The following is a 26,256-nucleotide window of genomic DNA, read 5'->3' on the forward strand; positions in this document are numbered from 1 at the left end:
CCGGCGGCGTCGCCGGCCGGGCCGCGCCCGCCTAGAGCCCGTTGCGGCGGATCACCTCGCGGTACCAGTGGGCGCTGCGCTTGAGCACGCGCCGCTGGCTCGGGTAGTCCACGTAGATCAGGCCCCAGCGCTGCTCGTACCCCTCGTTCCACTCGAAGTTGTCCAGCAGCGACCAGACGTGGTAGCTCTCCAGCGGCACCCCGTCGCTGATCGCCTTGTGGGCGACGGTGAAGTGGTCGCGCAGGAAGGTGACCCGGTTGGGGTCGTCGACGGTGCCGTCCGGGCCGGGGGCGTCGGGGCAGGGCAGGCCGTTCTCGGTGATGGTGATCGGCACCCGGCCGTAGTCACGGGTGACCCGGGTCAGGATGTCGTACATGCCCTGGGGGTAGATCTGCTGCCAGTCCGCCTCGGAGGTGGGCCACCGGCGGACCGTGCCGCCGCCGCCGGTGACGTAGATCGGGGTGTAGTACTGCACCGCGAGCAGGTCCACCGGGCTGGAGATGATCTTCAGGTCACCGTCCCGGACGCCCTTGGCCATCCGGCTGTCCGCGCCCAGGTCGGCGAGCACGTCCTGGGGGTACGCGCCCTTGAAGATCGAGTCGAGGTAGAGGCGGTTCTCGTAGCCGTCGTAGAGCGTGGTCGCGGCGGCGGCCTCGGCGCTGTCGTCGGCGGGGTAGCAGGGGTGCAGGTTGAGCGCGGGGCCGATCCGCCCGGGCACGCCGGAGGCGCGCAGCGCCTGCACGGCCAGGCCGTGGGCGAGTTGGAGGTGGTGGGCCACCAGGTAGGCGGCGGCCTCGTCGGTGTGCCCGGGGGCGTGGTGGCCGGTGAGGTAGCCGTTCTGCACCACGGTCTTGGGTTCGTTGATGGTGAGCCACACCGGCACCTGCTCGCCGAGGGCGCGGAACACGGCGTCGGCGTAGTCGGCGAAGCGCTCGGCGGTGTCGCGGTTCTCCCAGCCGCCGTCGTCCTGCAGCGCCTGCGGCAGGTCCCAGTGGAACAGGGTGGCCATCGGCGCGATGCCGCGTTCGTGCAGGCCGTCCACCAGCCGGCGGTAGAAGTCCAGGCCCCGCTGGTTCGGGCGGCCGGAGCCGTCGGCCTGGATCCGCGGCCAGGAGATGGAGAACCGGTAGCTGCGCAGTCCCAGGTCGCGCATCAGGTCGAGGTCCTGGGCGTAGCGGTGGTAGTGGTCGGCCGCGACGTCGCCGGTGTCACCGTTGCGGGTGCGGCCCGGGGTGCGGCTGAAGGTGTCCCAGACGGACTCGCCCCGCCCGTCCTCCTTGGCCGCCCCCTCGATCTGGTACGCCGACGTCGCCGCGCCCCAGCCGAATCCGGGCGGGAAGCGCAGCGTGCCGTCGCGCTCCGCGTCGGTGTCGCGCTCGGGCGGGGAGTCACAGCCGCCGAGGGCGGTGGCGGAGGCGGCGATCCCGGCCGCGGTGGCGCCGGCGAGCCCGGTCCGGGCCGCGCCGGCGGCGGTCGCGGACAGGGCGGCGCGGCGGAGCAGGCGCCGTCGGGTGAGTAACGACATGGGGTTTCTCCTCGAAGTGACGGGCCGCCCGGGGGCCGGGAGCGCTCCCAGCATAGGCCGGAGGCGGCCGGCCTCGATCCGGCGGTCGCGGCGCGGGCGCGGCGCGGCCGGCGGGCGGCCGGAGTGGGGTGGGCGGGTGTCGCTCGGGGGCGGGGGCGAGCGGCGAGGATGGGGCGGATAGCGCGAAAGGCCGTCCGGGTGGCGTGTCACGCCTGTCCCGTCGGCCTCTTTTGCCGTCGACAACGGGGGTTTAGTGTGGGGACGGGGGAGGGCAACCCCCGTCCCCACCGAGATGCACACACGCACGACTGGGATTTGGCGTCCGTCATGCGTGTCGCGCGGGAGCCGGGCCACGCGAGTGGCTCTGGTTCCACCTCCCTCCGTCTGGCGGGTGATGGCCGGCGGCGGCGTCCGGGCTGGTATCGCCGCCGGCCACTGGGCCGGATACGTCGGGCACGGGTGTCCCCGACGATTCACTGACTTACATCTCCGTCGATGGAAGCGCTCCCATCGGCGATGCTGCGACTGTAACCCGCGTCACGGCTTTGTGAAAGCCCCTAAACGAGATCGAAACATGGACGTGGGTGTCTGCCCTGGCCATTGTGGTGGGAGCGCTTCCATGGCAGACTCCGGAGACGCGACGCGGAGCCAGCTCGCGCGAGCACGGGCCGCCGAGGGCACCCGGTGAACAACCGGTGCGGCGCCCCGATCCCCGGCACGGCCGGGACGACCCCCTTTCCGGACGCCTCCGTCCCCCCGCGTACGCCCGTCGGCCGCGTGGAGGCGCCCCGCCGGGACCCCGGGTCCCGGCCCGGTCCGAGGAGACACCGCCCACATGAGACTCATGGCCAGACGTCGCCGCACGGCGATGCTCGCCGCCACCGCCCTCGCCATCGGCGGGGTGGCCCTGCCGGCGACCGCCGCGCAGGCCGCACCCGCCTGCGACGTCACCTACGCGACAAACGACTGGAGCGGCGGTTTCACCGCCAACGTCACCATCAAGAACCTGGGTGACGCGCTGAACAACTGGTCGCTGAAGTTCTCCTTCCCCAACAGCAGCCAGCGGGTGACCCAGGGCTGGTCGGCGAAGTGGAGCCAGTCCGGCAGCGAGGTGACCGCGACCAACGAGTCGTACAACGGCAGCCTGCCCACCGGCGCGTCCACGAACATCGGCTTCAACGGCTCGTTCAGCGGCAGCAACCCGAAGCCGAGCGCGTTCACGCTCAACGGGGTCGCCTGCAACGGGGCCTCCACCAACCAGCCGCCGACGGTCTCGCTCGGCGTGCCGGCGGGCCCGTTCACCGCCCCGGCGGACGTTCCGCTCACGGCGACCGCCAGCGACCCCGACGGCACCATCAGCAAGGTCGAGTTCTACCGCAACGGCCTGCTGGTCAACACCGACACCACCGCCCCGTACGGCTACGACCTGCTCGGCCTGCCGGCCGGCAGCTACACCGTGCAGGCCAAGGCGTACGACAACGCCGGCGGCACCGCCACCGCGGAGAAGTCGTTCACGGTGACCGCGGCCACCGGGCCGAAGTTGGTCGCCACCCCGTCGGCGGTGAGCGTCGACGAGGGCGGCAGCGCCACGGTCCGCTACACGCTCAGCGCGGCGCCCAGCGCCAACGTCCCGGTGACCCTCGCCGTCACCGGGGACAGCGACATCACCGTGTCGCCGTCGACGCTGACGCTCACCCCGAGCAACTGGAGCACCGGCGTCACCGCCACCGTCTCCGCGGCCGAGGACGCCGACACCGTCGGTGGCACCGCGACCGTGACGGCGTCGGCCACCGGGTACGCGCCGGTCTCGGTGGTCGCCACCGAGATCGACAACGACACCCCGGGCGGCGACAACGCCTACATCAAGAAGTTCCTCGACCAGTACGGCAAGATCAAGAACTCGGGGTACTTCAGCCCCGAGGGCGTGCCGTACCACTCGATCGAGACGCTGATCGTCGAGGCGCCCGACTACGGGCACGAGACCACGTCCGAGGCGTTCAGCTTCTGGATCTGGCTGGAGGCCCAGTACGGTCGGGTCACCCAGAACTGGGGTCCGTTCAACAACGCGTGGACCGTGACCGAGAAGTACATCATCCCGAGCCACGCGGACCAGGCCACGGCCGGCGCGCCGGGCACCCCGCAGTACGCCGCCGAGCACAACCTGCCCAGCCAGTACCCGTCGGCGCTGGAGGCCAGCGTCCCGGTCGGCCAGGACCCGCTGCGCTCGGAGCTGCAGTCCACCTACGGCACCGGTGACATCTACGGCATGCACTGGCTGCTCGACGTGGACAACACCTACGGCTACGGCCGGTGCGGCGACGGCACCACCAAGCCCGCCTACATCAACACGTTCCAGCGGGGCACCCAGGAGTCGGTGTGGGAGACCGTGCCGCAGCCGTCCTGCGACACGTTCAAGCACGGCGGCCAGTACGGCTACCTCGACCTGTTCGTCAAGGAGTCCAACGCCCCGGCCAAGCAGTGGAAGTACACCAACGCGCCGGACGCCGACGCGCGTGCCGTGCAGGCCGCCTACTGGGCGCTGACCTGGGCCAAGGCGCAGGGCAAGGAGGCCGACGTGGCGGCCACCGTGGCGAAGGCCGCCAAGATGGGCGACTACCTGCGCTACGCGCTGTTCGACAAGTACTTCAAGAAGATCGGCAACTGCGTCGGCGCGTCCGCGTGCCCGGCCGGCAGCGGCCGTGACTCGGCGCACTACCTGCTCTCCTGGTACTACGCCTGGGGTGGCGCGTACGACGCCGGCCAGAACTGGTCGTGGCGGATCGGCTCCAGCCACAGCCACTTCGGCTACCAGAACCCGTTCGCGGCCTGGGCGATGACCAACGTCGCGGAGCTGAAGCCGAAGTCGCCGACCGCGGTCTCCGACTGGCAGAAGAGCATGGACCGGCAGCTCGAGTTCTACACCTGGCTGCAGTCCGCCGAGGGCGGCATCGCCGGTGGCGCCACCAACAGCTGGGACGGCAGCTACGCCCAGCCGCCGGCCGGCACCGCCACCTTCTACGGCATGTTCTACGACGTCGACCCGGTCTACAACGACCCGCCGTCGAACCAGTGGTTCGGCATGCAGGCCTGGTCGATGCAGCGCATCGCCGAGCTCTACCTGCAGACCGGCAACGCCAAGGCCAAGGCGCTGCTCGACAAGTGGGTGCCGTGGGCGATCGCCAACACCACCACCGGCACCAACTGGTCGATCCCGTCGGACATGAAGTGGACCGGCCAGCCGGCCAACTGGAACCCGAGCAGCCCGCAGCCGAACACCAACCTGCACGTCGAGGTGACGGTCAAGGGCCAGGACGTCGGCGTCGCCGCCGCCTACGCCCGCACCCTCATCGCGTACGCGGCCAAGTCCGGCAACGTCGCGGCGAAGACCACCGCCAAGGGCCTGCTGGACGCGCTCTCGGCGGCCGCCGACAGCAAGGGCGTGTCGATGCCGGAGAAGCGCGGCGACTACAAGCGCTTCGACGACGTCTACAACGCCGCCGACGGCCAGGGTCTCTACGTGCCGCCGGGCTGGACCGGGAAGATGCCGAACGGCGACGCCATCGCCGCCGGCAAGAGCTTCCTGGACATCCGCTCCTTCTACAAGAAGGACCCGGACTGGCCGAAGGTGCAGGCGTACCTGAACGGCGGCGCGGAGCCGGTCTTCAACTACCACCGGTTCTGGGCCCAGGCGGACGTCGCCATGGCGTACGCCGACTACGGCACCTACTTCCCGCAGGGGTGAGGTGACGACTCCTCCGTGGGCGGGAGAGGCCCCGCCCACGGAGGACGCCCACCCGGCCGATGGGGGAACGGAGCGGCCGGGTCGGCGGACGGCCTGACGCCCACGGTCAGGTCGGGTGGGCCGGCCGTCCGGCCGACGCAGCGGACGGACCGGCCCACCACTCCGCCCGGGGACGACCCATGGCGCGAAAAGGCACGCAAAAATCAACGTTCCACGGGATCACATCCGTGGCGCGGACGGAGTAACGTATTTGACGGAGAGGCCGCTCCCCCCGTGGCGGCCTCTCCACTACTTTTCCGGCCCCGTCACCGGTGCGCCGTCCGGATCGGACGCCCCCACCGGGTGCCGCAGCCCCGGATGCCCGGCCGGCAGCGACCGCCGGATCACCACCCAGCTCACCGCCAGCGCCGCCGCGATCAGCGGCCACGTCAGCGCCGCCCGCGCCACCGCCAGCGCGACCACCTGCCCGTCGAGCCAGAGCGGCACGAACACCGCCAGGCGCAGCACATAGGTGGCGGTCCACACCCAGCTCGCCCGGCCGTACGCCCGCAGCAGCGCCGGGTCGCGCCGCCACCGGGCCCGCTGCCCGAGCGCCAACCCGACCACCACGCCGAGCAGCGGCCAGCGCACCACCACGCTGACCGCCCACGCCAACGCGCTGGCCGCGTTGGAGACGATCTGCAGCAGGAAGAAGTCGGTCGCCCGGCCGGTGCGCACCGCGACCAACGCGGCCAGGCAGACCGCGAGCAGTCCGACCAGCACCGAGCGGGGACGGTCGCCGCGCCGCCACCGCCAACCGGCCACCGCCGCGCCGGCCAGCACCGCGGCGAGCACCCCGCCGCCCAGCCCGCCGAGCACCCAGCCGAGCCCGAACGCCAGCGGGGGCAGCGTGGCGTCCACCGCCCCCCGCCGGCCACCCAGCAGGTCGGCCAGCGACTCCGGCCGCGCCTCGGCCGACCACCGCCGATCCGGCGTACCGGTCACCTGCCACCTCCTCGACAACGCCCGACTCAACCTACGCCGGAATCGGGGGTGCTCCGACGCGCGCGGCGGCGGGCCGACCGCTAAGTTGTCCGGGTGCGGGAGACGGCGAGGGGTTGGACGGCGGTCTGGTTGGTCGTACTGGCCTTGGTCCAGACGGCTGCGTTCCTGGTGTTGTGGCGGCTCGCCGTGCACACCAGGCTGGGGCAGTGGCTGGACACGGTCGCCTTGACCGGCAACCAGATCGGGCAGGACCGCGTCGACGGGCCGGTCGACACCATCCTGAACGCCATGTCTGCGGTGTCGCTGCTGGCCGCGACCGCGGTGATCGGCTTCATCGCGCTGATCCGGGGGCGCAAGGCGCTCGCCGTCACCGCGACGCTGCTGATCGCCGGCGCGAACGTGAGCACCCAGGCACTGAAATACTTCCTCGCCCGCCCGGACTTCGGCATCGACCCGGAGCGGGCCGCCGCCGGCAACAGCCTGCCCAGCGGCCACACCACGGTCGCCGCCTCGGTGGCGGTCGCGCTGATCCTGGTGCTGCCCCGCAAGCTGCGGGTGGCCGGCGCGTTTCTCGGCGCCGGCTACGCGGCCGCCGCCGGCGTGGCCACGCTCTCCGCCGGCTGGCACCGGCCCAGCGACGCGGTCGCCGCCTACCTGCTGGTCGGCGCGTGGGCCGCGGTCGCCGGGCTGGTGCTGCTGGTCTTCCAGCGGGAACGGGCCGTGGTCGAGCCGGGCGACGCGCACCGGGTCGCCGCCGCCGTGCTCGGCGTCGGCGGCGCGCTGGCCCTGCTCGGGTCCGCGCTGGCCTTGTCCTGGCTGGTCGACCGCTCCACCGTCGCCGTCGAGGAGCTCGGCCGCCGTCCGCTCCTCGTCGGGTACGCGGGCAGCGCGGCCGGCATCGTCGGCACGATCGCCGTGGTGGCCGCGCTGGTCCTCGCCGTGGTGCACCGGCTGGTGCCCCGCTGGAAGGGCTGAGGTCAGCGGAATGGAGCCGGTGCACGCCGCGTTCCGCGACGAGTGCGAACGGCTGGAACGGGTGCTGCGCGGGCTCGACGAGTCGGCCCTGGACCGCCCGACGCCCTGCCCGCCGTGGCGGGTACGCGACCTGCTGGCGCACGTGAGCACCGGGGCCGGCCGGCTGGTCGGGATGCTCGCCGAGCCCGCGCCGCCCCGGCCCGAGGTGATGGTGACCGCGTCCGACTACTTCGGCGCGGCCAAGTTCGCGCCGGCGGTCGACCGGGAGCGGATCGAGGGCGCCCGGGCGGCGGCGCGGGAGCGTCCCGGCGTGGCCGAGGCGGCACGGGAGTTCGGCCGGGCCTGGCGGGCCACGGACGCGGCGGTCGCCGCCGAGGCGCCCGAACGGGTGGTGCGCACCCGCCACGGCGACGCGATGGCGGTGACCGAGTTCCTGCGTACCCGGGTGGTCGAGGTCGCGGTGCACGGCCTGGACCTGGCCGACGCGCTGGACCGGCCGCCCTGGACGGCGCCGGCCGCGGCGGCCGTGGTGGTCGGCGTGCTCACCGCCGGGCGGCCGGTGCCGGACGCGCTCGGCGGGGACGCGCGCACCGTGCTGCGCAAGGCCACCGGCCGGCTGCCGCTGACCGACGTGGAACGCGCGGCGCTGGCCGCGGCCGGCATCCGCCGGCTCGCCTTCGGCGGCTGAGGCCGGGCGGTTCGGCGGCGGGCCTGCTCCGCCTCATCCGGCGGGCGGGCCGGGCGCGGCGCGCCGCAGGTGGTCCAGCACGATCGGGTCGATCCGGCCGGGCACGAAGCGTTCCTCCAGGTTCTCCAGGCCGGACCAGGCGGCGAGCGCGTCGTCCAGGCCGGCCGGCCCGACCGGGTGCCCGGCGGCGGCGAGCAGCTCGGCCACCTCGACGGCGAGCGGGCCGGTGAGGTCGCGCAGGGTCGCCGGGTCGGGACGGCCGAAGATCATGGTGTGCAGGCCGAGCAGCCGCCGCAGCTCGCCGACCGGGTCGGTGTGGTCGTCCACGCGCAGGTCGACCAGCTCGTCGCCAGTGCCCGCGTAGCCGCCGTGGCGCTGCACCACCAGCAGCGCCGCGCTCTGCCGACCACGCCGGTCGCCGCCGGCCCGGTCGCCGGCGGCCAGCGCGGCCAGCAGCCGCTGCGGGAACGGCAGGTCGGTGCCGGTCAGCCAGGCGTCGCGCAGCGCGTCGATCACCTGCGGGCCGTCCAGGATGTTGCCCTGCGCGGCCCACCCGTCGCCGGCCTGCCCGCCGGCCCAGGGATGGCACCGCGGGCCGGTCCAGGTGGCTCCGGCGCCGGCCGCCCCCACCACCCCGAGCTGCCGGTCGTCCCGCCCCGGGTCGGCGGCGACCAGGCCGGCCACCGCGTCGGCGGCGGTCACGCCGGTGCGCAGCAGGGCCAGCGCCTGCGCCCGGTAGGCGAGGTTGGCGTGCGCCTGGGTGGCGACCGCCCCGACCTGCGCCTCGGCGGCCGGCACCAGCGCCCCGGCGGCGAGGAACCGGCTGGCCACGGCCACACCGTGCAGGCGCCCGTCGGTGGAGCGGGCGACGAGCGAGAAGGTCACGGCCGGATCGTAGCCCGGGTGCGGGCGCGGCGTCCCCGCACCGGCCGCAGGTGACCGGGGTGGTCAGAACGGCGTCGCGGGCGCCTCCGGCGGGCGGCCCCAGGCCCGGCGGACGTCGGCCACCGCCACCGCCGCCAGCACCAGGACCGCCCAGACGGCCCCGACCAGCGGCGCGACGCGGACCAGCAGCGGCATCGGCAGCAGCAGCGCGGCGATCGCCACCAGCCGCGACGGCGAGACCCGGCCGAACACCTCGTACTCGAAGCGGGCCCGCCCGGCCAGGAACAGCGCCGGCCCACCCAGGACCATGGCCAGCCACGGCAGCTCGTTGTGCCCGCGGGGGTGCTCGATGGCCAGCTCGTAGCCGATCGCGGTGGCCACCACACCGATGATCATGACGAGGTGGGTGTCGGCGGCGGAGCGGCCGATGGTGGCCGGGTGCTCGGCCCCGGTCACCGCCTCACCGAGGATCTGCCCGGCCCGCTGCACGTAGATCCGCCACAGCAGCACGGAGGTGGCCAGCGCGGCGGCGAACGCGCTGATGCTGGGCCAGCCGCCCGGCGAGCCGGTGAAGGTCAGGCCGGCGACCAGGATCGTCTCGCCGATCGCCACCAGGTAGATCTGCTGGTACCGCTCGGCCAGGTGCTTGCCGTGGATGTCCCAGCGGGAGATGGTCGAGCGGCCGAGCCCCGGCACCGGCCAGCCGAACCGGTTGCCGAGATACTCCACCAGCAGCGCGACGCTCCAGAGCACCACCCGGGGGTTGGTCGGCAGCACGGCGCCGGCCAGCCACAGCGCCCCGGCCACGCAGTAGGTGATCAGCATCCGCAGCTTCAACCGGCGGTACTGCAGCCGGCGCAGCACCAGCAGCAGGATCGTCGACCGGACCACGTGCGCCACCACGTACGCGACGGCGAACGCCAGCCCGGAGCCGCTGAACGCGCGGGGAATGGCCACCCCCATCACCATCGCCGACACCAGCGCGGTGATCACGATGACCTGGAGCCACAGGTGGTACGGGTCGTAGCGGCTGGTGGTCCACGCGGTGCCCTGCCAGAGCATCCAGAGCGCGAGCAGCAGCAGCAACGTCTTGCCGCCGCCGGTCACCGCCGACCAGTAGGTCTGCCCGCCCTGCAGCGCGAGGTCCTCGAACGCGCGCGCGGAGATCCGGGTCAGCGCGAACACGTACACCAGGTCGAAGAAGAGTTCCAGGAACGTGGCCCGGTCGCCGTCGTCGTCGCCCGAGCGCAGCGCGGCGGGCTCGGCGATCCTCACCGCCGTCTCCCGCCCTCGGTCGCGTCCACCCGGCAGTCGTAACACTCTTTCCGGTCAGCACGGTGCGGATCGCGCGTATCGCCTCCGATCTTGCTCCGGGCGGTGCCGGCGGGCACGATCGACCGGATGACGAACCGATGGGGCATGACCGTTCCGCTGGGCGGCGTGACGCTCGCCGACCACGCCGCCGTCTACGCGGCACTGGAGGAGGCCGGCTTCACCGACGTCTGGTCGTCGGAGGTGGCCGGCACCGACGCGTTCACCCCGCTCACGCTCGCCGCCGCCTGGTCGCCCCGGCTGCGGCTGGGCACCGCGATCACCCCGGTCTTCACCCGGGGGCCGGCGCTGCTGGCGATGAGCGCCGCCGCGCTGGCCGAGGCCGCGCCGGGCCGCTTCGCGCTGGGCGTCGGGGCGTCCTCGCCGGTGGTGGTACGGGACTGGAACGCGGTGCCGTTCGACGAGCCGTTCCGGCGGACCCGCGACGTGCTGCGCTTCCTGCGGGCGGCGCTGCGCGGCGACACCGTCGACGGGGCCTTCGACACCTTCGAGGTCCGGCGGTTCACCCTGGAACGCCCGCCGACCGAGCCGCCGCCGGTGCTGCTCGCCGCGCTGCGGCCGGGCATGCTGCGGCTCGCCGCCGCCGAAGCCGACGGGGTGATCCTCAACTGGCTCGCCGCCGACGACGTGCCGACCGCGCTCGCCGAGGTGGGCGAGCGTCGCCCCGGCTTCGAGGTCGCCGCCCGGATCTTCGTCTGCCCCACCGAGGACGCCGGGTACGCGCGTGCGCTGGGTCGTCGCCTGATCACCGGCTATCTCACCGTGCCCGCGTACGCGGCGTTCCACCGGTGGCTGGGCCGGCAGGACAGCCTGGGGGAGATGTGGCGGGCGTGGGCGGCGGGGGACCGGCGCGGCGCCGCCGCCGCGGTGCCCGACGAGGTGGTCGACGCGCTGGTGCTGCACGGCTCGCCCGAGCGGTGCGCGGCCGACGCCCGCCGGTACGCGGCGAACGGCGTCGACGTGCCGGTGCTGGCGGTGCTGCCGACCCCGGAGACGACCGCGGGCGGCGCGGCGGCCTGGACGGACCTGCTGCCCCGGCTCGGCGCCGGCGCCGGAGAGGTGGCCTGAGATGAACCTGACCGATCGGGTGGTCGTGATCACCGGTGGGGCCGGCGGCATCGGCGCGGCGTTGGGCCGCCGGTTCGCCGCCGAGGGCGCCGCCGCCGTGGTGCTGGCCGACCTGGCCGCCGACGCGGCCCGCGGGGCGGCCGAGGCGATCGGCCCGGTCGCCACCGGCGTCGGGCTGGACGTCACCGACGAGGCGGCGGTCCGCGCGCTGGTCGACGAGACCGAGCGCCGCCACGGCCGGATCGACCTGTTCTGCGCCAACGCCGGGGTGGCCACCGGCGGTGGCCTCGACGCGCCCGACGCCGACTGGGACCGGGCGTGGCGGGTCAACGTGCTCGGGCTCCTGCACAGCGTCCGGGCGGTACTGCCCGGGATGCTGCGCCGAGGGCAGGGGCACCTGCTGCTCACCTGCTCGGCGGCGGGTCTGCTGACCGCGGTCGGCGACGCCCCGTACACCGCCACCAAGCACGCGGCGGTCGGCCTCGCCGAGTGGGTGGCGATCACCCACCGCGACGACGGCATCCGGGTCAGCGCGCTCTGCCCGCAGGGCGTGGACACCCCGATGCTCGCCGACGGCCTCGCCGAGCGGCACCTGGGCGCCCGGGTGATCGCCGCGTCCGGGGCGATCCTCACCCCGGACCAGGTCGCCGACGCGGTGGTGGCCGGGCTGGCCGAGGAGCGGTTCCTCATCCTGCCGCACCCGGAGGTGGCCGACTACGCCCGCCGCCGGGCCGAGGACCCGGACGGCTGGCAGGCCGGCCTGCGCAAGCTCGTTCGCAGGTTGCGCGCCGCCGACCGCTGACCGGTCACCTGACCCTGTCGCTCTCGAACCGCCCCGGGTCGTGAGCCGCGGTTCGTCAACCGGCGCCGCGCGGCCGCTCTCCTTCGCGGGCCTGTCGAGCTGAGTCGTTGGTGATATCGCCGGCGAGTCCGAGTCCGAGTCCGTCGGGTCCGCAGGTCGGGGGCTCGTCGGCCCCGTCGGTGGGTGCCGCTCGCCGCCCAGCCGGGCGGGTCGCGAACGGGCAACGCTCCGCTCCGCCGGCGACGGCCCACGCGGTGAGCCGTCGCCGGGCCGAGTCGTTGCTGATATCAGCTCGACAGGCACGCGCAACGAGGCATTCCCCGAGCCGTGGCAGAGACCAGCCGGCACCGGCACCGGCCCGACCGGGCCGCTCGCCGCCGGGAGGACGCCGGGAGGACACGGGAGGAGGCGGGAGGACGCGGTCGGCGGAGAGTCAGCGCCGCCAGCGCAGCGGACCCGGGCGCACCCGCCACCAGAGCCGCCGCCACCCGGGCCGGGCGTCGCGCAGAGCGTCGCCGTACGCCGAGGCGAGCGCCGCCGCGCGCTCCGCCTGACCGGGCGCGGTGCTGGCCGGGGCGAAGGCCACCTGGTTGATCAGTTCGGCCAGCTCGTGCACCTCGCCACCCGCCGGACTCCCGCCGTCCGCCCGGCTCCCGCCACCCGCCCGGCTCCCGCCGCCGGCCGGCGCTCCGGCCACCGCGGCGCGGGCCTCGACGAGCGCCACCCGCGCCCGCTCGGCGACCTCCGCCGCCGCCAGGTCGTCACCCACCGGCCGGCCCGCCAGCCGCAGCGCGTCGGTCAGCTCCCGCCAGGCGCCCGCGACCCGCGCATCGGGGTCACCCCGCTCCAGCCGCGACCGGGTCAACCGGCGGCGCATCGCGGCCAGCGCCGCCAGCACCGCCCCCACCACGAGCAGCAGACCTCCCACGCCGCCGCCGACCAGCACCGGCGTCCCCGGGCCGCCCCGCGCCGGGCCCGACGCCGGCGCGGCGGCCGGGGGAGTGGCGGTGGGCTGCTCGGTCGGCGCCGGCACCTCCGACGGCGGCGGCTCCTCCGGCTTCGGCCGGAAGTCCTCCTCCACCGGGCGGGGATCGGAGTCCGGGCGCGGCATCGGGTCGAACGGCACCCAGCCCACGCCCTCGAACAGCACCTCCGGCCAGGCGTACGCGTCGGCGGCCCGCACCGGCCCGTCCGCCTTCGGCTGGAACCCGACCACCACCCGGGTGGGCAGCCCGGCGATCCGGCCGAGCACCGCGAACGCGGCGGCGAACTGCTCCGAGGTGCCCCGCTGCCCACCGCCGTTGCGTGGTCCGAACAGGAAGAACGTCAGGTTCGGGTAGGCGTGCCCGCTGGGCGCGTCGGCGGTCACCCGGTAGTGCTCGGCGAGGAACGTGGCGATCGCGTCGGCCCGCGCGTACGGGGCGCCGTTGGACTCGGCGAGCTGGGTGGCCAGCCGGCGCATCTGCTCCGGCGCGCCGTCGGGCACCCGCAACACCCGCGACACCGCGTCGCCGGCCGGCACGTTCGCGGTGCCGACCAGGTTGGGGTCCGGCGACTCCCGCACCGAGGACACGTCATAGCGCAGCCCCGGCGTGAGCCCCTCCGGTCGGATCAGCGTCCCGCTCGCCGGGTCGTACGCCACCCGCGCGCCACCCACCTCGCGCGGCGTGGGCACGGCCGGCAGCAGCCGCCCGGTCAGGTCGGCCACCGTGATCTCCTGGCGCACCGCCTCGGTGGTGGCGCCCGGCGCCGGGTCGACGGCGGGCAGGATCCGCCCCGCGTTGCGGTACGTGGCGCCGACCCGCCAGGTCACCCCGTCGTAGTCGCTGAGCACCGCCAGCCGGATCCGCGGCGGCCCGCCCTCGGTGGAGCCGGCGACCGTGCGCACGTCCAGCAGCCGCTGGTCCGGGTTCAACGCCCAGCCGGAGATCCGGATCAGCGGGTTCTCGTCCAGCGACTCCACCTGCGGCGGCTCCACGTAGCGGCGCGGGTCCACCGGCCGCTCGTCGACCTGGCCGGCGACCACCGGGGCCAGCAGCGCGGCGAGCGCCACCACCACGGCCAGCCCGGCCGCGCTGGCGGCGGCCAGCCGCAGCCGCACCGCCGCCCGCACCGCCGGGGCGAGCCCGGCCACCGGGTCGGCTGCCGCCGCGTCGGCAACCCGGCCGGGCGCGGCCAGGCCGACGGCCGCGACGGCCGCGAACAGCACGGTCGGGCCGACCGCCGGCGCCGCGTTCGGCCCCACCACGTAGAGCACGCCGGCGTAGAGCAGCGCCGGCGGCAGGTAGCCCAGCAGCACCCGGCCGGCCCGCAGCGCCACCTCGGTGGCGGTCAGCCCGGCCAGCCAGGCCGCCACCACCGGCACCAGCACGGTGTCCGGCGCCGGCTGCACCGGGATCATCGCGGTGAGCAGTCGGGGGATCGCGTTGCGCGCGGCGTCGCCGGCCACCTCGCCGAGCCCGCCGGGCAGCGCCGCGTGGCTGGCCGCCAGCCGCAACGACAGCAGCGTCCAGGCGGCCATGGCGGCCACCGACACCGGTGCCACCAGCCACGACGGCAGCCGCCGGGCGGCCACGCCGACCAGCACCGAGCCGGCCGCCGCACCGACCATCAGCCGGGTCAGCAGCGGGTCCGCGTACACCCGGCCCAGCACCACGCCGGAGAGCGCGACCAGCACGACCAGCGCCGCCGGCAGCGGCGCCGCGCGCAGCACTCCGGCCAACCGCCCGCGCGCCGGCGGCGCCGGCGGTGGCGCGGCGGCCGGGCGCGGCGGCGTCACGGTCACCACCGGCGGATCCCGTCCCACTCGGCGGCGAACGCCGCGCCGTCCGCCGCGTCCAGCACCACCAGGCCCGTCGCGGCGGCCGCCGTCGGTGCGCCCGCGCCGAACATCCCCACCACCACCGACGGGTACGCGCCGCGCAGCGCGCCGACGTGCCCCAGCTCGTCGCCCGCGCCCGGCCCGGTCAGGAAGACCAGCGTGTCGCCGAGGCGCTCCTGACGCAGCCGGCTCGTCGCCGCCGACAGCACCTCCGCCCCGCCGCCGGTCAGCTCCACCGCGGCGAGCCGGTCCAGCGGCCCGGCCGCCCCCGCCGGCTCGACCTCGGCCGGCGCGACCAGCAGCAGGTGCACCGGCAGGTCCTCCCGCACCGCCGCGGCCACCACCGAGGCCGCCGCCTCGCACGCCGACTCGAACGACTCCGCCACCCCGGCCGGGCGCACCGGATGCGCGGCGGCGCGGTTGTCCAGCACCACCACCAGCCGCGGCAGGCTGGTGTCCACGTTCTCCCGCACCATCAGCTCACCCACCCGGGCGCTGGTCCGCCAGTGCACCCGGCGCAGCTCGTCACCGACCACGTACTCGCGCAGCGAGTCGAACGTGATCGACCCGTGCGGCACGCTGTCGACGCGCCCGTCCAGGCTGCGCCCGGCGCCGGTGGGCACCGCGGACAGCGGGTGGATCCGCGGGTGCACCCACACCGGCGCCGTGCCGCCGTAGCTGCGGGCCAGCGCCACCAGGCCGAGCGGGTCGCGGCGGACCACCCGTAGCGGGCCGACCGGCACCACGCCGCGCCGCTGCGTCGGCACCGGGTAGCGCACCAGGGTGTCCCGCCCGGGACGCAGCCGCAGCAGCGGCACCGGCACCAGCTCCCCGGCGCAGCGGTCCTCGGCCACCAGGTTCGCCGCCCGCAGCCGGCCGGTGTTGCGTACCGCCAGCTCCATCGCCGCCGGCTCGCCCCGGGCCACCCGGTCCGGGTCGGCCCGACGCTCGACGGTCAACCGGGGCCGCCAGGCGGCGGTCACCACGGCGTAGCCCACCGCCACGGCGGCCGCCGCGCCGAGCACGGTCAGCTCCGGGTACGCGAACCGGAAGCCCACCCCGAGCAGCACCACGGCGGCGGCGAGCAACCCGACCCCACGGGCGGTGACGCCCACGCTCAGCCGTGCACCGGCGCGGGCTGCCCCGACGGCAGCGGCACCGGCACCGAGGCGACCGCCTGGCGCAGCACCTCGGCCGGCGTCACGCCGCGCACCTGCGCGTCCGGGGTGAGCAGCAGCCGGTGCGCGAAGACCGGCTCGACCAGCGCCTTCAGGTCCTCCGGCATGATCCAGCCCCGCCCGTCGATCAGCGCGTACGCGCACGCCGCCCGGGTCAGCGCGATCACCCCGCGCGGGCTCACCCCGACCCGCACCTGCGGATGGGTGCGGGTCGCCGCGGCCAGCCGCACCGCGTACGCGTACAGCGGCTCGGCGATGTGCACCCGCCGGGCCATCTTCACCATCTCGCCGACCGTGGCGGTGTCGGTGACCGCGGTCAGCGAGTCGGGGGAGCGGACCGTGGCGCCGCGCAGCACCTCCACCTCGACCGCCTCGTCCGGGTAGCCCACGGAGAGCTTCACCAGGAACCGGTCGAGCTGTGCCTCCGGCAGCCGGTAGGTGCCGTCCATCTCCACCGGGTTCTGCGTGGCGACCACCAGGAACGGCTGCGGCACCGGGTGGCGTACGCCGTCCACGGTGACGGTCCGCTCCTCCATCACCTCCAGCAGCGCCGACTGGGTCTTCGGCGACGCCCGGTTGATCTCGTCGGCGATCACGATGTTCGCGAACACCGGCCCCGGGTGGAACTCGAACCCGCGGCTGGCCTGGTTGAAGATGGTCACCCCGGACACGTCCGAGGGCAGCAGGTCCGGGGTGAACTGGATCCGCCGCCACTCGCCCTTCACGGTCGCCGCGACCGCCCGGGCGAGCGTGGTCTTGCCGACGCCCGGCACGTCCTCCAGCAGCACGTGGCCCTGGGCGAACAGCGCGGTCAACGCCAGCCGCACCACCTGCGGCTTGCCCAGCACGACCGCGTTGACATTGTCGGCGAGCCGGGCGGCCAGGGCGGCGAAGCCCTGTACCTCCGGCTGGCTCAGCGGTTCGTGCGTGTTCACGGGGTGCCCTTCTCCGGATGCGGCGGTCAGCAGGTGGGCAGCAGGTTGATGTTGTCGCCGCCCTCCAGGTTGAGCCAGGCGTACGGGATGTAGTCGCGGCCCTTGCGGTGGTCCACCCGAACCCACCAGGTGCTGCGCTTGTCGCTGTTGTAGATGTAGGCGTAGACCTCTTCGCCCGACTTCTTGCAGTACGCCTTCAGCCGGGCGCCGTTGGGCTCCCAGCCCGCCTGCCTGTTGTTGTCCTGCTGGGTGACCTCGAAGATCTCGTTGCCGTTGCGCTCGCCCGGCACGTCCCGCGAGCAGTAGGTCGCCTCGGCGCCGGAGGAGCCGTTCTTGCAGGTCGCGATCCCGTAGAGCGCGTCGGTGCTCTGGGCGCGGGTGGCGGTGTTCTTGCCGGCCGCGTTGCTCGCGGTCAGCGTCACCGTGTAGGCGGTGCCCGGCGTCAGCCCGGTCACCCGGAGGCTGGCGCAGCTCCCGGTGGCCGTCTTGCCACCGGTGGCGGCCGTGCAGGTGGCGCGCCCACCGCCGGCGTCGACGGTGAACGTCACCGTCACCGAGGTGGCGTCCGCCGACGAGCCGGTCACCGTGATCCGCGGCGCGGCCACGGTGCGGGCCGTGGTGCTGGCCTCCGCGCCGGCACCGGCCTCGTTGACCGCCTTGACCTTCACCGTCACGTTCTGCCCGTTGCCCAGCCCGTCCACGGTCGCCCGCACGTCGGTCACCTCGACGGTCCTGCCGCCCGCCTCCACCACGTACTTCGTCACCGGGCGGCCGTTCTCCACCGCCGGCGACCACTGCACCGCGACGGTGCCGGGCCGGTCGGCCACGGTGGACGCGCGCAGCTCGGTCGGCGCGTTCGGCGCCGCGAACGGCACCACCGTGTTGCTCACCGGCGACGCCTTCGATCCGGCGCCCTTCTCGCTGACCGCGGCCACCGTGAACGCGTACTGCGTGCCGTACTCCAACTGGCCGGCCGGCACCACCAGCTCGGTCTTCGGCGACTCGCCGGCCGGGGCGCTGGCGCCGGCCGAGGTCGCGGTCACCGCGTACCGGGCGACCTTGTTGCCCTGGCCGTTGGCCGCGGGCCAGCTCACCCGGACCGTGCCGTCGGGCCGCGCCTCGGCGGTCACCGACGCCGGCGGGTCCGGCACCTCGGCGGTCGGCACGACCGGGTTGCTGCGGCGCGCCGGGCCGTCGCCCTTGGCGTTCACCGCGTGCACCGAGAACGTGTACGTCTCGCCGTTGGTCAGACCGGTGATCTCCAGCGCGCGCTGGTTCGCGCCCACCTGGTGGGTCTGGCCGCCGCCCTCCACCACGTACCGGGTGATCTCGGCGCCGTTCGACGCGGCGGGCTGCCAGCTCACCCGCGCCGAGGCGTTGCCGGCGGCGGCGCGGACCGACTTCGGCGCGCCCGGCTCGCTCACCTTCGGCTTCTTCGGCGGGGGCGGCGGTGGGGGCGCCGGCGGCGGGTCGCCGCCGAGCACGTCGTTGGCGTACTTGTTGACCTCGCGGACCCGGTTCCGGTCGTCGACCACCTGCGCGGTGGACGAGTCCGGCGGGTTGATGAACAGGTGGTTCTCGCGAACCTCCAGCTCCATCGGACCGGGCCGGCCGGAGCCCTTGATCGTCTCGACGAGCTGCCCGGCGGCGTCGAACGAGTAGACCGTGCCGGTGTCCTCGTCGGCGCAGTAGAACCGCCCCGCCCAGGCCACCGCCGGGCTGAGCCGGGCACCGGCCCCGGGGACCGTGAACCGCTTCACCTCGGCGCCGTCGCGGACCACGTGCACCGACCGGTCGCCCGGGACGGTGACCGGCACCTGCGGCCCGCTGGTGCGCGCCGGCAGGTTGCCGGGGGCGGACATGCCGGTCAGGTCGGCCCGCCGCGTCTCGCCGCCGGTGACCGTCACCAGCGACGCCGAGGTGCGGTCCAGCACCGCCACCCCGGCGTCCAGGGTGGACACCACCAGCTCGTGCGCCGGCTCCGCCACGTCGTACGTCTCGACCCGCTTCGGGCTGAGCCCGGCGGGCGGCGCGTCACCCGGCGTGGCCGGCAGGTCGGCGGCGGTGACCGCCGAGACGGTGCCCTCGCTCGGCACCGCGACCCACAGCTTGCCCTCACCGTCGAACGTGCCGCCGGTGATGCCCGGGGGGTAGCGCACCGGCTCGCCCACCGGGGTCAACGCCCGCGGGTCGAGCTGCCGCACGATGCCCTGCACCGCGTCGACCACGAACGCCACGCCGTCGTGCAGCGCGACGCTGACGCCCAGCCCCGGCGCGGTCGGCGTGGTCGCGGTGATCTGCAACGTCGCCAGGTCCAGCGAGCTGACCTGGCCGGTGTTGAGGTCGCGCAGGATCAGCAGCCGGTCGGTCTGGGCCACCTGCATCTGGTGGCGTCGCCCGCCGGGCACCTCCATCCGGGTGTCCACCCGGGCGGTGATGCCGTTGACCCGGGCCAGCTCGCTGCGCGTGGTGCTCCACAGCCAGGACGACGAGTCGAAGTTGGCGACCGCGTTGTCGGCGGCGCCCAGTCCGAGCACCGTCAACCCCATCGCGGCCAGCAGCGCGGTCACGGTGCCGATGGTCACCAGCCCGCCGCGTAACCGCTTCCGGGGGCGGGCCGTGTCCGGCCCGGCGGTGCTCGTGACGTCCTCGATGGTGGTCACAGCCGGCTGCCTTCCCGTCGGTGGGGGAGGCGCCACGCGTGACCGACCCTCCCCAGAGCCGGGAGCCATCATAGGTGCCGGCCGGGGCCGGTGAAACCCGCACCGTCTCCCTGTGGACACCGAGCGTGTCCCCGGTGTCCGGTCAGTTCGGCGTGGCGACGCCCTCCCGGTCCGTGCACACCTGACCCGAGGTCGCGTACGAGTCGGTCGAGTAGACCGCCAGCACGGTGAAGCAGTAGTCCAGCTTGGCGCTCAACCCGTTCACCGTGTAGCGGGTCTGCCCGGCGTCCACGGTGGCCATCACCCCGAGCTTCTGCCCGGCCCGGCCACCGGCCACCACGAACGGCACCCCGCCGCTCGTCGGGTCGGTCCAGGTCACCGTGATCGTGGTGGTGTCGTCGCGCAGCCGCAGGTCGACCGGGGGCGGCCCGGTCACCTTCGGCTTCACCGCCGTGGGCGCCGGCGCGGGCGGCGCGGCGTCCCGGTTGAGCCACACCGCGCCCCCGGCGACCGCGGCCACCACCGCCAGCACCGCGCCGCCGACCACCAGGGCCAGCACCGTCCGGTTGCGACCGCGCGGCTCCGGCTCCTCCGCCACCGGGTACGCGGCGGCCTGGTGGAAAGCCTGCGGCACCGCCGGCCAGGAGCCCTGCTCCGGGTACGCCGCCGGCTCCGGCCGGGTCGCCTCGGGAAAGTCCAGCAATCCGTCGTAGACCGGCAGTGGCCGCCCCTCGACCTGCTCGTCCGGTCCGACGCTCCGGTCCTCCCCGACGGTGTCGTGGCGCTCCTCGACGTCCCGGCGCTCCTCGACCGTGCCGGGACCGCCTCCGGCGGTGCCGTGGCCATCGGCCGTCGGCTCCGCGCCGGCCGGCCGCTCGACCGGCTGCGGCGGCGCCACGCTGCTCCACGGCGGCGCGGTCAACCCCCACGGCGGTACGGGCGTGCCACTGACCGGCGCGGCCGGCGGCCCGCTGACCGGCGGCGGGGGATAGCCGCTGACCGGCACCCCGCTCACCGGATAGGCGCCGGGCCCGCTCACCGGATACCCCGGCGGCCCGCTCACGGGGTGCGCGGGTGGTGCGCTCACGGGGTGGCCGGGGCCGGTGGCGGGGTGTGCGGGTGGTGCGCTCACGGGGTGGCCGGGGCCGGTGGCGGGGTGTGCGGGTGGTGCGCTCACGGAATGCCCCGCGGGGCGCGCCGGTGGTGCGTTCACCGGAGCACCGGAAGGTCCGCTGACGGGTGGTCCGCTGACGGGTGGTCCGCTGACCGGACGGGCGTTGACCGGTGGTGCGGCGGTCGGCGCATCGGTGCGCGGCGTGCTCGCCGGGGCGGGCGCGTCGGCCGAGGACGCGGCGGCGGCCTGCCGCTCCGCCTCCTCGCGCAGCAACGGGCCGATCTGTTGCACCTGAATGGTCGGCGTGTCCCAGCCCGGCCCGGTCGTGGCCGCGCCGGCGTCAGGGTCGCCCACCTGCTGTTCCGGTGTGCGCGCGGGCGGGGTGACCGCCGGTGCGGGTCCCGGGCCCGGAGCCGAGGTCGGCGGTGGTACGGGCGCCGGCGGACCCGACACGGGCGCCGGGGCCGGCCGGGTGACCGGCGCGCTCTGCGGCGGCGGGACCTGACTCGACGACGGGACCTGACTCGACGGCGGACCCGAGACCGGCGCTGGACGGCGCGGGCCCGGCGGCACGCTGGACGGGGGCGGCGCAGTGGAGGCGGGCATCGTGCCGGCCGACGGTCCTGGACGAGGCCCGACGGCGGGTGGCGACGACGGCAGGCGGGGCGGCGGGATGACCGGTGCCGGAGGCAGGGGTACGGCCGCCGCGGTCGGTGTCGATCGTCCGGGGATCGGCGACTGGACGGCCGGCGGTCGGGGCGGCACCGGGGTCACCCCGTGGCCCGGCGCGACCGGCGTCACTCCGGGAACCTGCGGGGCGGCGGGGGTGCGCGGCTCCGCTGCGGACGGCAGGCCGCCGTGGCCGGCGCCGGGCGACGCCGGGGAGTGGGGGCCGCGTGGCCGGGCTGCTGCGAGGAACGTTGGGCGTCCTGGTGGGGAGGCGTGGAGAACGGCGCCGCGGCGTTTTGGGGAGGCGTGGAGAACGGCGGGGCGGCGTGGTGGGGAGGATCGGGGACGGGCGCGGCGACCCGGTCGGGCGCCGTCGAGGACCGGCCGGGGTTCGGGGCGGGTGGTGCCGGGAAGCGGGTGGTGGCCTCGTCCGGTGGCGCGGAGAAGCGGGTGGTGGTCTCCTCCGGTGACGCCGGGAAACGCGTGGTCGTGTCGCCGGGCGCCACCGCCGGCGGTGCCCAGGGACTCGCCTGCCGCTGTGCCCCGGCGGGCGGAACCGGAGGCGCCGACGCGGGGATCACCGGCGGCGGAGGCAGTGGCGGACGCGCGCCCCGGGACGGCGACGTGGACCCCGGCCAGGGCGTCCGGGAGGCCGGTCCCGGCGGGGGCGCCCACTCGGCGCCGGGCACCGGTTCCGCCGCGGGCGGTGGCGGGACGGGCCGGGGAGGGTACGGGGGCGCGACCGCCGGCATCGACACCGTCGGCCCGGACAGCGCCGGATCGGGGGACCGGCCGGCAGCGGCGGCGGAGCCGCCGGGAGAGGGGTGGTAACCGTCGGGAGCGGCGGCGGAGCCGCCGAGGTAGTGGCGGGCCGCGCGTACCGCGGGGTGGTCCGGACCGAGCACGGCGGGCCCGGCGGTGGCCACCCGGTAGTAGTTGCGGCGGGCCTCGTGCCGGTTGCCCAGCTCCTCGGCCACGCCGGCGAGGTCGAAGCTGAGGGCGAGCATCAGCGGGTCGGCGTCGCCGCGACGGCGCTCGCCCGCCGCGTACGCCTCCTCGAGGACCCGCCGGGCGGCGGCCGGGTCGTCGGCCTCCCGGTGCAGCCGGGCGAGCAGGTGCCCGGTGGCCAGGACGTCCTGGTGGTCCTCGCCGTAGGCCGGTCGGGCCGCGGTGATCGCGTCGGCGAGCAGGCGGCGGGCGCCGGTCAGGTCGCCCGCGGCGCGCAGCGCCAGGGCCTGGTGTTGCGTGGCGGTCAGCGGGGAGGGGTGGGACACGTGAGCAATGCTGCCCGGACTCGCCGGTCCCGCGCTACCCGCCCGGATTGCAGGGTCGACGACCTGCGCAAACGTGCTGCGGCGGTGGTGATGTGCATGATCGTTCTGGGCCGTGTACAGTAATCCCCCGTGCGGCCCGCCGGGTCGACCGGATGCGGTGAGACGATCATCGCGGTCGATTGGGTAGGCTGGACGGGCAGGTCCGGGTGGCGGAATGGCAGACGCGCTAGCTTGAGGTGCTAGTGCCCGTATAGGGCGTGGGGGTTCAAGTCCCCCCTCGGACACATCATCACCACATATCGATCATGATCCGCGCAGGTTGACCTGCGCGGATTTTTCTATGGTTGGTGTGCGGTGCTCCTGGTCGCAGACGATGGTGATCTTCCTTCTCTGCGCTCGCATTTGTGGCGCGAGGCCGCGACGACGGGTGCCTCCCGAGGCGCTGTGGTGCCGGGCAGACCCCGCCGGGTGAGGGCGTACGGCCGTCGGCGCGACAGGGCCACAGATGCCGGCCGAAGCTTTCCGCTCCGGCCGGCATCGCCTGCTGCGGTGCCGCTCAGGAGGTCGGTTGGAAGACGATCCGGCGGTAGTCACTGAGGTTGTGCGTGCCGTTGTCGACCACTTCCAGGATCACGTGGAAGCTCTTCCCGGCCGCGTCGGCGGGAACGTTGATCGTGGCGGTGCTGGAGGTGCTGTTCGAGATGGTGACGGGCCCGGAGTACGTACCGGCGTCGGACTGGATCCACCAGTTGTACCGCAGGCCGTTGCCATCGGGGTCGAAGGTCTTGGAGGCGTCGAGCGTGACCGACGTCCCCTGCTTGGGCGTCTTCCGGAGGACGCTGACGCCGTCGTCACCGTCGAGGACGATGACCGGGTTCCGGTTGCCGGTCCCCGATTGAGCCCAGTCCATCCTGGCGGCGAAGTTGTTGAAGGACGCCGAATAGAAGCGACTGTTGTAGGTGCCGCACGAGCCGGCGCCGGTCCACACGTTGTTCGAGTCGCCGGTGAAGGTGCCGCCCCAGCTCGCCTGGTTCGGGGAGTCGGGATCGTTGAGCCCGGTCGGCGTCACGTAGAGGAAGGAAGGCGTATCGCCCTCGACCCCGTAGACGTAGTTGGGATACTGCCGGCCGAGATTGCCGTGCCCCTGAATGTGGGTCTGGTACTGACTCCAGTTGGACTTGCCGGTGCCGTTCTGGAACTTCCAGGCGCACTCGTCCCAGATGAACAGGAGGTTGCCGCCGGAGACACTGCGCATCCACTGGTGCGAGCTGGCGCTGATGGGCTGCGAGGAGGACCGGTCCTGGTCCGTGATGGTGTACACGCGCAGCTTGCGCAGGAACGAGGTGAACTGGTCCTGGGTGCGGTCCTGCTTGACGCGCCAGATCGACTGGGCGACGGTGTTCCCGCCGCCCCAGACGGTGACGTAGAGGGGGCGGGCGTCGTTCTCGTCGGCCAGCCGGATGATCTGGTTGCTGCCGGGTGAGTCGTTCGTGGCGCCGAGGAACTGGACGCCCCGGTTGCGGCTGCCGGTCATGGTGCGGTCGCGCAGATACTGCGCGCTCGGCCAGTAGCCGATGTCTTGCCGGCTCTCGTCCTGGGCGAACCCGGTCTGACCCGACCGCTTCATCAGGTTCGGCAGGTCCTTCTCGTACGCGTTGATCGTGTCGTTGATGATGCTGATGAAGCCGCTCTTGGTCGGGTCGTTGAGCGTGTCGATGCTCCAGCCGGTGGTCAGCACCAGCGCCTCGATCTCGTACATGTCCGCGTGCGCGAAGAGCCGGGTCAACGACTCGTGGTCGTCCGGCTCCCAGGAGGAGATGTCCGTCAGCACCACCACGCGCGGCTTCGACGACGACTTCCGCACCGGGACGGTGGTGGTTTTGGTGCCGGTGTGTCCGTCGTTGTCGGTGACGGTGAGGGTGATGGTGTAGGTGCCTTCGGTGGTCCAGGTGTGGGTGGTGGTGGGGCCGGTGGCGGTGGTGCCGTCGCCGAAGTTCCAGGTGTAGGTGGTGATGGTGCCGTTGGGGTCGGTGGAGGTGGTGCCGTTGAGGGTGACGGTGTCGCCCGGTTTGGGGTTCGGTGGGGTGATGGTGAAGGCGGCGATGGGGTCGCCGTTGTTGATGGCGATGGTTCTGGTGGTGGTGGCGGTGTTGCCGTTGCTGTCGGTGATCGTGAGGGTGACGGTTTTGTCGCCGGGGGTGGTCCAGGCGTGGGTGGCGCTCACGCCGGTGGCGGTGGTGCCGTCGCCGAAGTTCCAGGCGTAGGTGGTGATGGTGGCGCCGGGGAGGTGGAGGTGGATCCGTCGAGGGTGACGGTCTGGCCGGCGGTGGGGTTGGTGGGGGTGTGGGTGAAGGCGGCGGTGGTGCCGGCGGGGGTGACCTTGATGGCGTTGACTTTGGCGTTCTCGACGTTGGAGACGAATTGGATGTTGAGGGTGCCGTCGGTGACGGCGATGGTGGTCTGGGTGGTGTAGGCGGTGTTGGCGCCGGCCTTGGCGTAGATGTCGAGGTCGGTGATCTTCTCGGTGCCTTCCATGAGCACGTCGAAGACCCGTTTGCCGGCCTGGGTGTGGTAGGTCTCGGCGAAGTAGAGGGTGACCTGGTAGGTGGCGTTGGTGAGGGTCTTGGCGTAGGAGAAGTTGCCGTAGCGTTCGCTCTGGAACAGTGGGTCGTCGGTGGTTCCGGCGATGGGTACGGCGTTGGTGTAGGTGGAGCCGCCGGTGTATCCGGTGTCGGCGGTGAAGGCGGTGCCGTCGGTGGTGGTGTAGGCGGGGCCGCCGACGTTGACCGCGAAGGAGGTCGGGGCGGGTGGTGGTGGGGCGGTGGTGCCGGCGAATTGCAGCCAGTCGACGTTGACGTTGCCGTTGACGAAGACGAGTCGCACGTCTTGCAGGCCGTTCTGGGCGGGCAGGGTCAGGGATTTGGTCTGGTAGGTGTCCCATCCGCCGGTGCCGCTCACCGTGAGGGTGCCGGTGTTGACCCCGCCGACCCAGACCTGGATTGCGGTGTTGCCGCCGCCGCCGTTGGCGGCGTTGATCTGGATGGTGTTGGTGCCGGAGTGCAGGTCGACGCCGTTGTACTGGGTCCAGGCGTTCGCGCCGACGTAGCAGAGCACGCCGTTGCAGACCTGCAGGGAGCCGCCGGAGCTGGTGTAGCTCTCGGCCTCGATCTTCGACCAGCCGTCCACCGCGGCAGCCGCGGCCTGTGCGTGCACCGGCCGGGCGTCGGACCACAACGCCGTCAACACCAGCAGTGGCACCGTCACCAACGCCACCGACAACCGATACCTCATCGATAACACCACAACCTCCAAGAAAGAGAAGACGAGAAACAACGGCCGGAAACAGTTGATCTCGCACTGATGCGCGCGACGGCGCTCCGAGCACGCCACCGTGCGACAGGGCGCGTTACGACCTGCCGTGGTGCGCTCAACTCGGAGCCGATATCAGTGCGTCGGGCAAACAGGCTTGAGTGGCCCGCGTCAGCAGATTGAAGAAGCTACCGCGCCGCGCCGGGCCAGCTAGGTCGGAAGTGCGCGGCGGCATGCTGCCGAATGATTTTCATACCGCATTTCCTTCCCTGTCATGGCCGTGGAACGGCGC

Annotated in this window: 18 protein-coding genes and 1 tRNA gene; 7 read left to right on the forward strand and 12 right to left on the reverse strand. The window is 74.2% G+C overall.

Annotated elements, in window-relative coordinates; genetic code table 11:
- Positions 1–31: 31 nt before the first annotated feature.
- Positions 32–1,525 carry a GH1 family beta-glucosidase gene (locus tag H1D33_RS04460; protein ID WP_181569266.1) on the reverse strand — a complete coding sequence of 498 codons (1,494 nt, stop codon included), beginning with the start codon at positions 1,523–1,525 and terminating at the stop codon, positions 32–34.
- An 844-nt stretch (positions 1,526–2,369) separates the two neighbouring features.
- Between H1D33_RS04460 and H1D33_RS04465 the strand changes: the two genes are divergently transcribed.
- Entirely contained in the window at positions 2,370–5,267 is a 2,898-nt protein-coding gene (locus tag H1D33_RS04465; RefSeq protein ID WP_181572913.1) for a glycoside hydrolase family 48 protein, read from the forward strand.
- Between the two features lie 288 nt (positions 5,268–5,555).
- On the opposite strand, the gene H1D33_RS04470 is transcribed toward H1D33_RS04465, so the two are convergent.
- Entirely contained in the window at positions 5,556–6,251 is a 696-nt protein-coding gene (locus H1D33_RS04470) for a DUF3159 domain-containing protein (protein ID WP_181569265.1), read from the reverse strand.
- Positions 6,252–6,344: 93 nt separating this feature from the next.
- Here H1D33_RS04470 and H1D33_RS04475 point away from each other — a divergent pair, with 93 nt between their 5' ends.
- Together H1D33_RS04475 and H1D33_RS04480 are read left to right on the forward strand one after the other, a co-directional pair.
- On the forward strand, positions 6,345–7,226 hold the full coding sequence (locus tag H1D33_RS04475) for a phosphatase PAP2 family protein (RefSeq protein ID WP_181569264.1): 882 nt from the start codon (positions 6,345–6,347) through the stop codon (positions 7,224–7,226).
- A 10-nt stretch (positions 7,227–7,236) separates the two neighbouring features.
- Positions 7,237–7,914: a maleylpyruvate isomerase N-terminal domain-containing protein gene (locus tag H1D33_RS04480; protein WP_181569263.1), complete on the forward strand. Its 678-nt coding sequence runs from the start codon at positions 7,237–7,239 to the stop codon at positions 7,912–7,914.
- 33 nt (positions 7,915–7,947) lie between these two features.
- Here the strand turns inward: H1D33_RS04480 and H1D33_RS04485 are convergent, their stop codons facing one another.
- Complete coding sequence (locus tag H1D33_RS04485) at positions 7,948–8,799, reverse strand: DUF1028 domain-containing protein (protein ID WP_181569262.1); 852 nt, start codon at positions 8,797–8,799, stop codon at positions 7,948–7,950.
- Between the two features lie 63 nt (positions 8,800–8,862).
- Positions 8,863–10,074 carry a low temperature requirement protein A gene (locus H1D33_RS04490; RefSeq protein WP_181569261.1) on the reverse strand — a complete coding sequence of 404 codons (1,212 nt, stop codon included), beginning with the start codon at positions 10,072–10,074 and terminating at the stop codon, positions 8,863–8,865.
- A gap of 144 nt (positions 10,075–10,218) precedes the next feature.
- Between H1D33_RS04490 and H1D33_RS04495 the strand changes: the two genes are divergently transcribed.
- Both H1D33_RS04495 and H1D33_RS04500 read left to right on the forward strand, forming a co-directional pair.
- Positions 10,219–11,199: an LLM class F420-dependent oxidoreductase gene (locus H1D33_RS04495; protein ID WP_181572912.1), complete on the forward strand. Its 981-nt coding sequence runs from the start codon at positions 10,219–10,221 to the stop codon at positions 11,197–11,199.
- A gap of 1 nt (position 11,200) precedes the next feature.
- Positions 11,201–12,001, forward strand: coding sequence for an SDR family oxidoreductase (locus H1D33_RS04500; protein ID WP_181569260.1), 801 nt, complete (start codon positions 11,201–11,203; stop codon positions 11,999–12,001).
- A gap of 433 nt (positions 12,002–12,434) precedes the next feature.
- Here the strand turns inward: H1D33_RS04500 and H1D33_RS04505 are convergent, their stop codons facing one another.
- The 5 genes from H1D33_RS04505 to H1D33_RS04525 all read right to left on the reverse strand — a co-directional run bounded on the left by H1D33_RS04505 (position 12,435) and on the right by H1D33_RS04525 (position 20,637).
- Positions 12,435–14,807 (reverse strand): transglutaminase TgpA family protein, encoded by a 2,373-nt coding sequence (locus tag H1D33_RS04505; protein WP_181569259.1) that lies wholly within the window; start codon positions 14,805–14,807, stop codon positions 12,435–12,437.
- Positions 14,783–15,937 carry a DUF58 domain-containing protein gene (locus tag H1D33_RS04510; protein ID WP_181569258.1) on the reverse strand — a complete coding sequence of 385 codons (1,155 nt, stop codon included), beginning with the start codon at positions 15,935–15,937 and terminating at the stop codon, positions 14,783–14,785. Before H1D33_RS04510 ends, H1D33_RS04505 begins: the two co-directional genes overlap by 25 nt.
- 2 nt (positions 15,938–15,939) lie before the next feature.
- On the reverse strand, positions 15,940–16,935 hold the full coding sequence (locus tag H1D33_RS04515; RefSeq protein ID WP_181569257.1) for an AAA family ATPase: 996 nt from the start codon (positions 16,933–16,935) through the stop codon (positions 15,940–15,942).
- Between the two features lie 26 nt (positions 16,936–16,961).
- The gene (locus H1D33_RS04520) at positions 16,962–19,598 is read right to left on the reverse strand and encodes a fibronectin type III domain-containing protein (RefSeq protein WP_246411691.1); all 2,637 of its coding nucleotides are present in this window, start codon (positions 19,596–19,598) and stop codon (positions 16,962–16,964) included.
- A gap of 142 nt (positions 19,599–19,740) precedes the next feature.
- Positions 19,741–20,637: a hypothetical protein gene (locus tag H1D33_RS04525; protein WP_307755345.1), complete on the reverse strand. Its 897-nt coding sequence runs from the start codon at positions 20,635–20,637 to the stop codon at positions 19,741–19,743.
- 238 nt (positions 20,638–20,875) lie between these two features.
- Here H1D33_RS04525 and H1D33_RS04530 point away from each other — a divergent pair, with 238 nt between their 5' ends.
- On the forward strand, positions 20,876–21,007 hold the full coding sequence (locus H1D33_RS04530; protein ID WP_307755346.1) for a hypothetical protein: 132 nt from the start codon (positions 20,876–20,878) through the stop codon (positions 21,005–21,007).
- Between the two features lie 502 nt (positions 21,008–21,509).
- On the opposite strand, the gene H1D33_RS30255 is transcribed toward H1D33_RS04530, so the two are convergent.
- Positions 21,510–22,655, reverse strand: a complete 1,146-nt coding sequence (locus tag H1D33_RS30255) for a tetratricopeptide repeat protein (protein ID WP_414685484.1) — start codon at positions 22,653–22,655, stop codon at positions 21,510–21,512.
- Between the two features lie 200 nt (positions 22,656–22,855).
- Between H1D33_RS30255 and H1D33_RS04540 the strand changes: the two genes are divergently transcribed.
- A tRNA-Leu gene (locus tag H1D33_RS04540) sits at positions 22,856–22,939 on the forward strand.
- A 272-nt stretch (positions 22,940–23,211) separates the two neighbouring features.
- Here the strand turns inward: H1D33_RS04540 and H1D33_RS04545 are convergent.
- Both H1D33_RS04545 and H1D33_RS04550 read right to left on the reverse strand, forming a co-directional pair.
- Positions 23,212–24,954, reverse strand: coding sequence for a nucleoside hydrolase-like domain-containing protein (locus H1D33_RS04545; protein WP_307755421.1), 1,743 nt, complete (start codon positions 24,952–24,954; stop codon positions 23,212–23,214).
- A complete protein-coding gene (locus tag H1D33_RS04550; protein WP_307755347.1) occupies positions 24,876–25,946 on the reverse strand; it encodes a malectin domain-containing carbohydrate-binding protein in 1,071 nt (356 codons plus the stop codon). Before H1D33_RS04550 ends, H1D33_RS04545 begins: the two co-directional genes overlap by 79 nt.
- Positions 25,947–26,256 lie beyond the last annotated feature (310 nt).

Origin of the sequence: Micromonospora ferruginea, from assembly GCF_013694245.2 — a bacterium.
GTDB classification, from domain to species: domain Bacteria; phylum Actinomycetota; class Actinomycetes; order Mycobacteriales; family Micromonosporaceae; genus Micromonospora; species Micromonospora robiginosa.

What these genes read in the sequence shown, in the direction of transcription:
- H1D33_RS04460 (WP_181569266.1), bottom strand. Translation starts at nt 1,525, where the DNA reads ATGTCGTTACTCACCCGACGGCGCCTGCTCCGCCGCGCCGCCCTGTCC.
- H1D33_RS04550 (WP_307755347.1), bottom strand. Translation starts at nt 25,946, where the DNA reads ATGAGGTATCGGTTGTCGGTGGCGTTGGTGACGGTGCCACTGCTGGTG.
- H1D33_RS04465 (WP_181572913.1), top strand. Translation starts at nt 2,370, where the DNA reads ATGGCCAGACGTCGCCGCACGGCGATGCTCGCCGCCACCGCCCTCGCC.
- H1D33_RS04500 (WP_181569260.1), top strand. Translation starts at nt 11,201, where the DNA reads ATGAACCTGACCGATCGGGTGGTCGTGATCACCGGTGGGGCCGGCGGC.
- H1D33_RS04495 (WP_181572912.1), top strand. Translation starts at nt 10,219, where the DNA reads ATGACCGTTCCGCTGGGCGGCGTGACGCTCGCCGACCACGCCGCCGTC.
- H1D33_RS04480 (WP_181569263.1), top strand. Translation starts at nt 7,237, where the DNA reads ATGGAGCCGGTGCACGCCGCGTTCCGCGACGAGTGCGAACGGCTGGAA.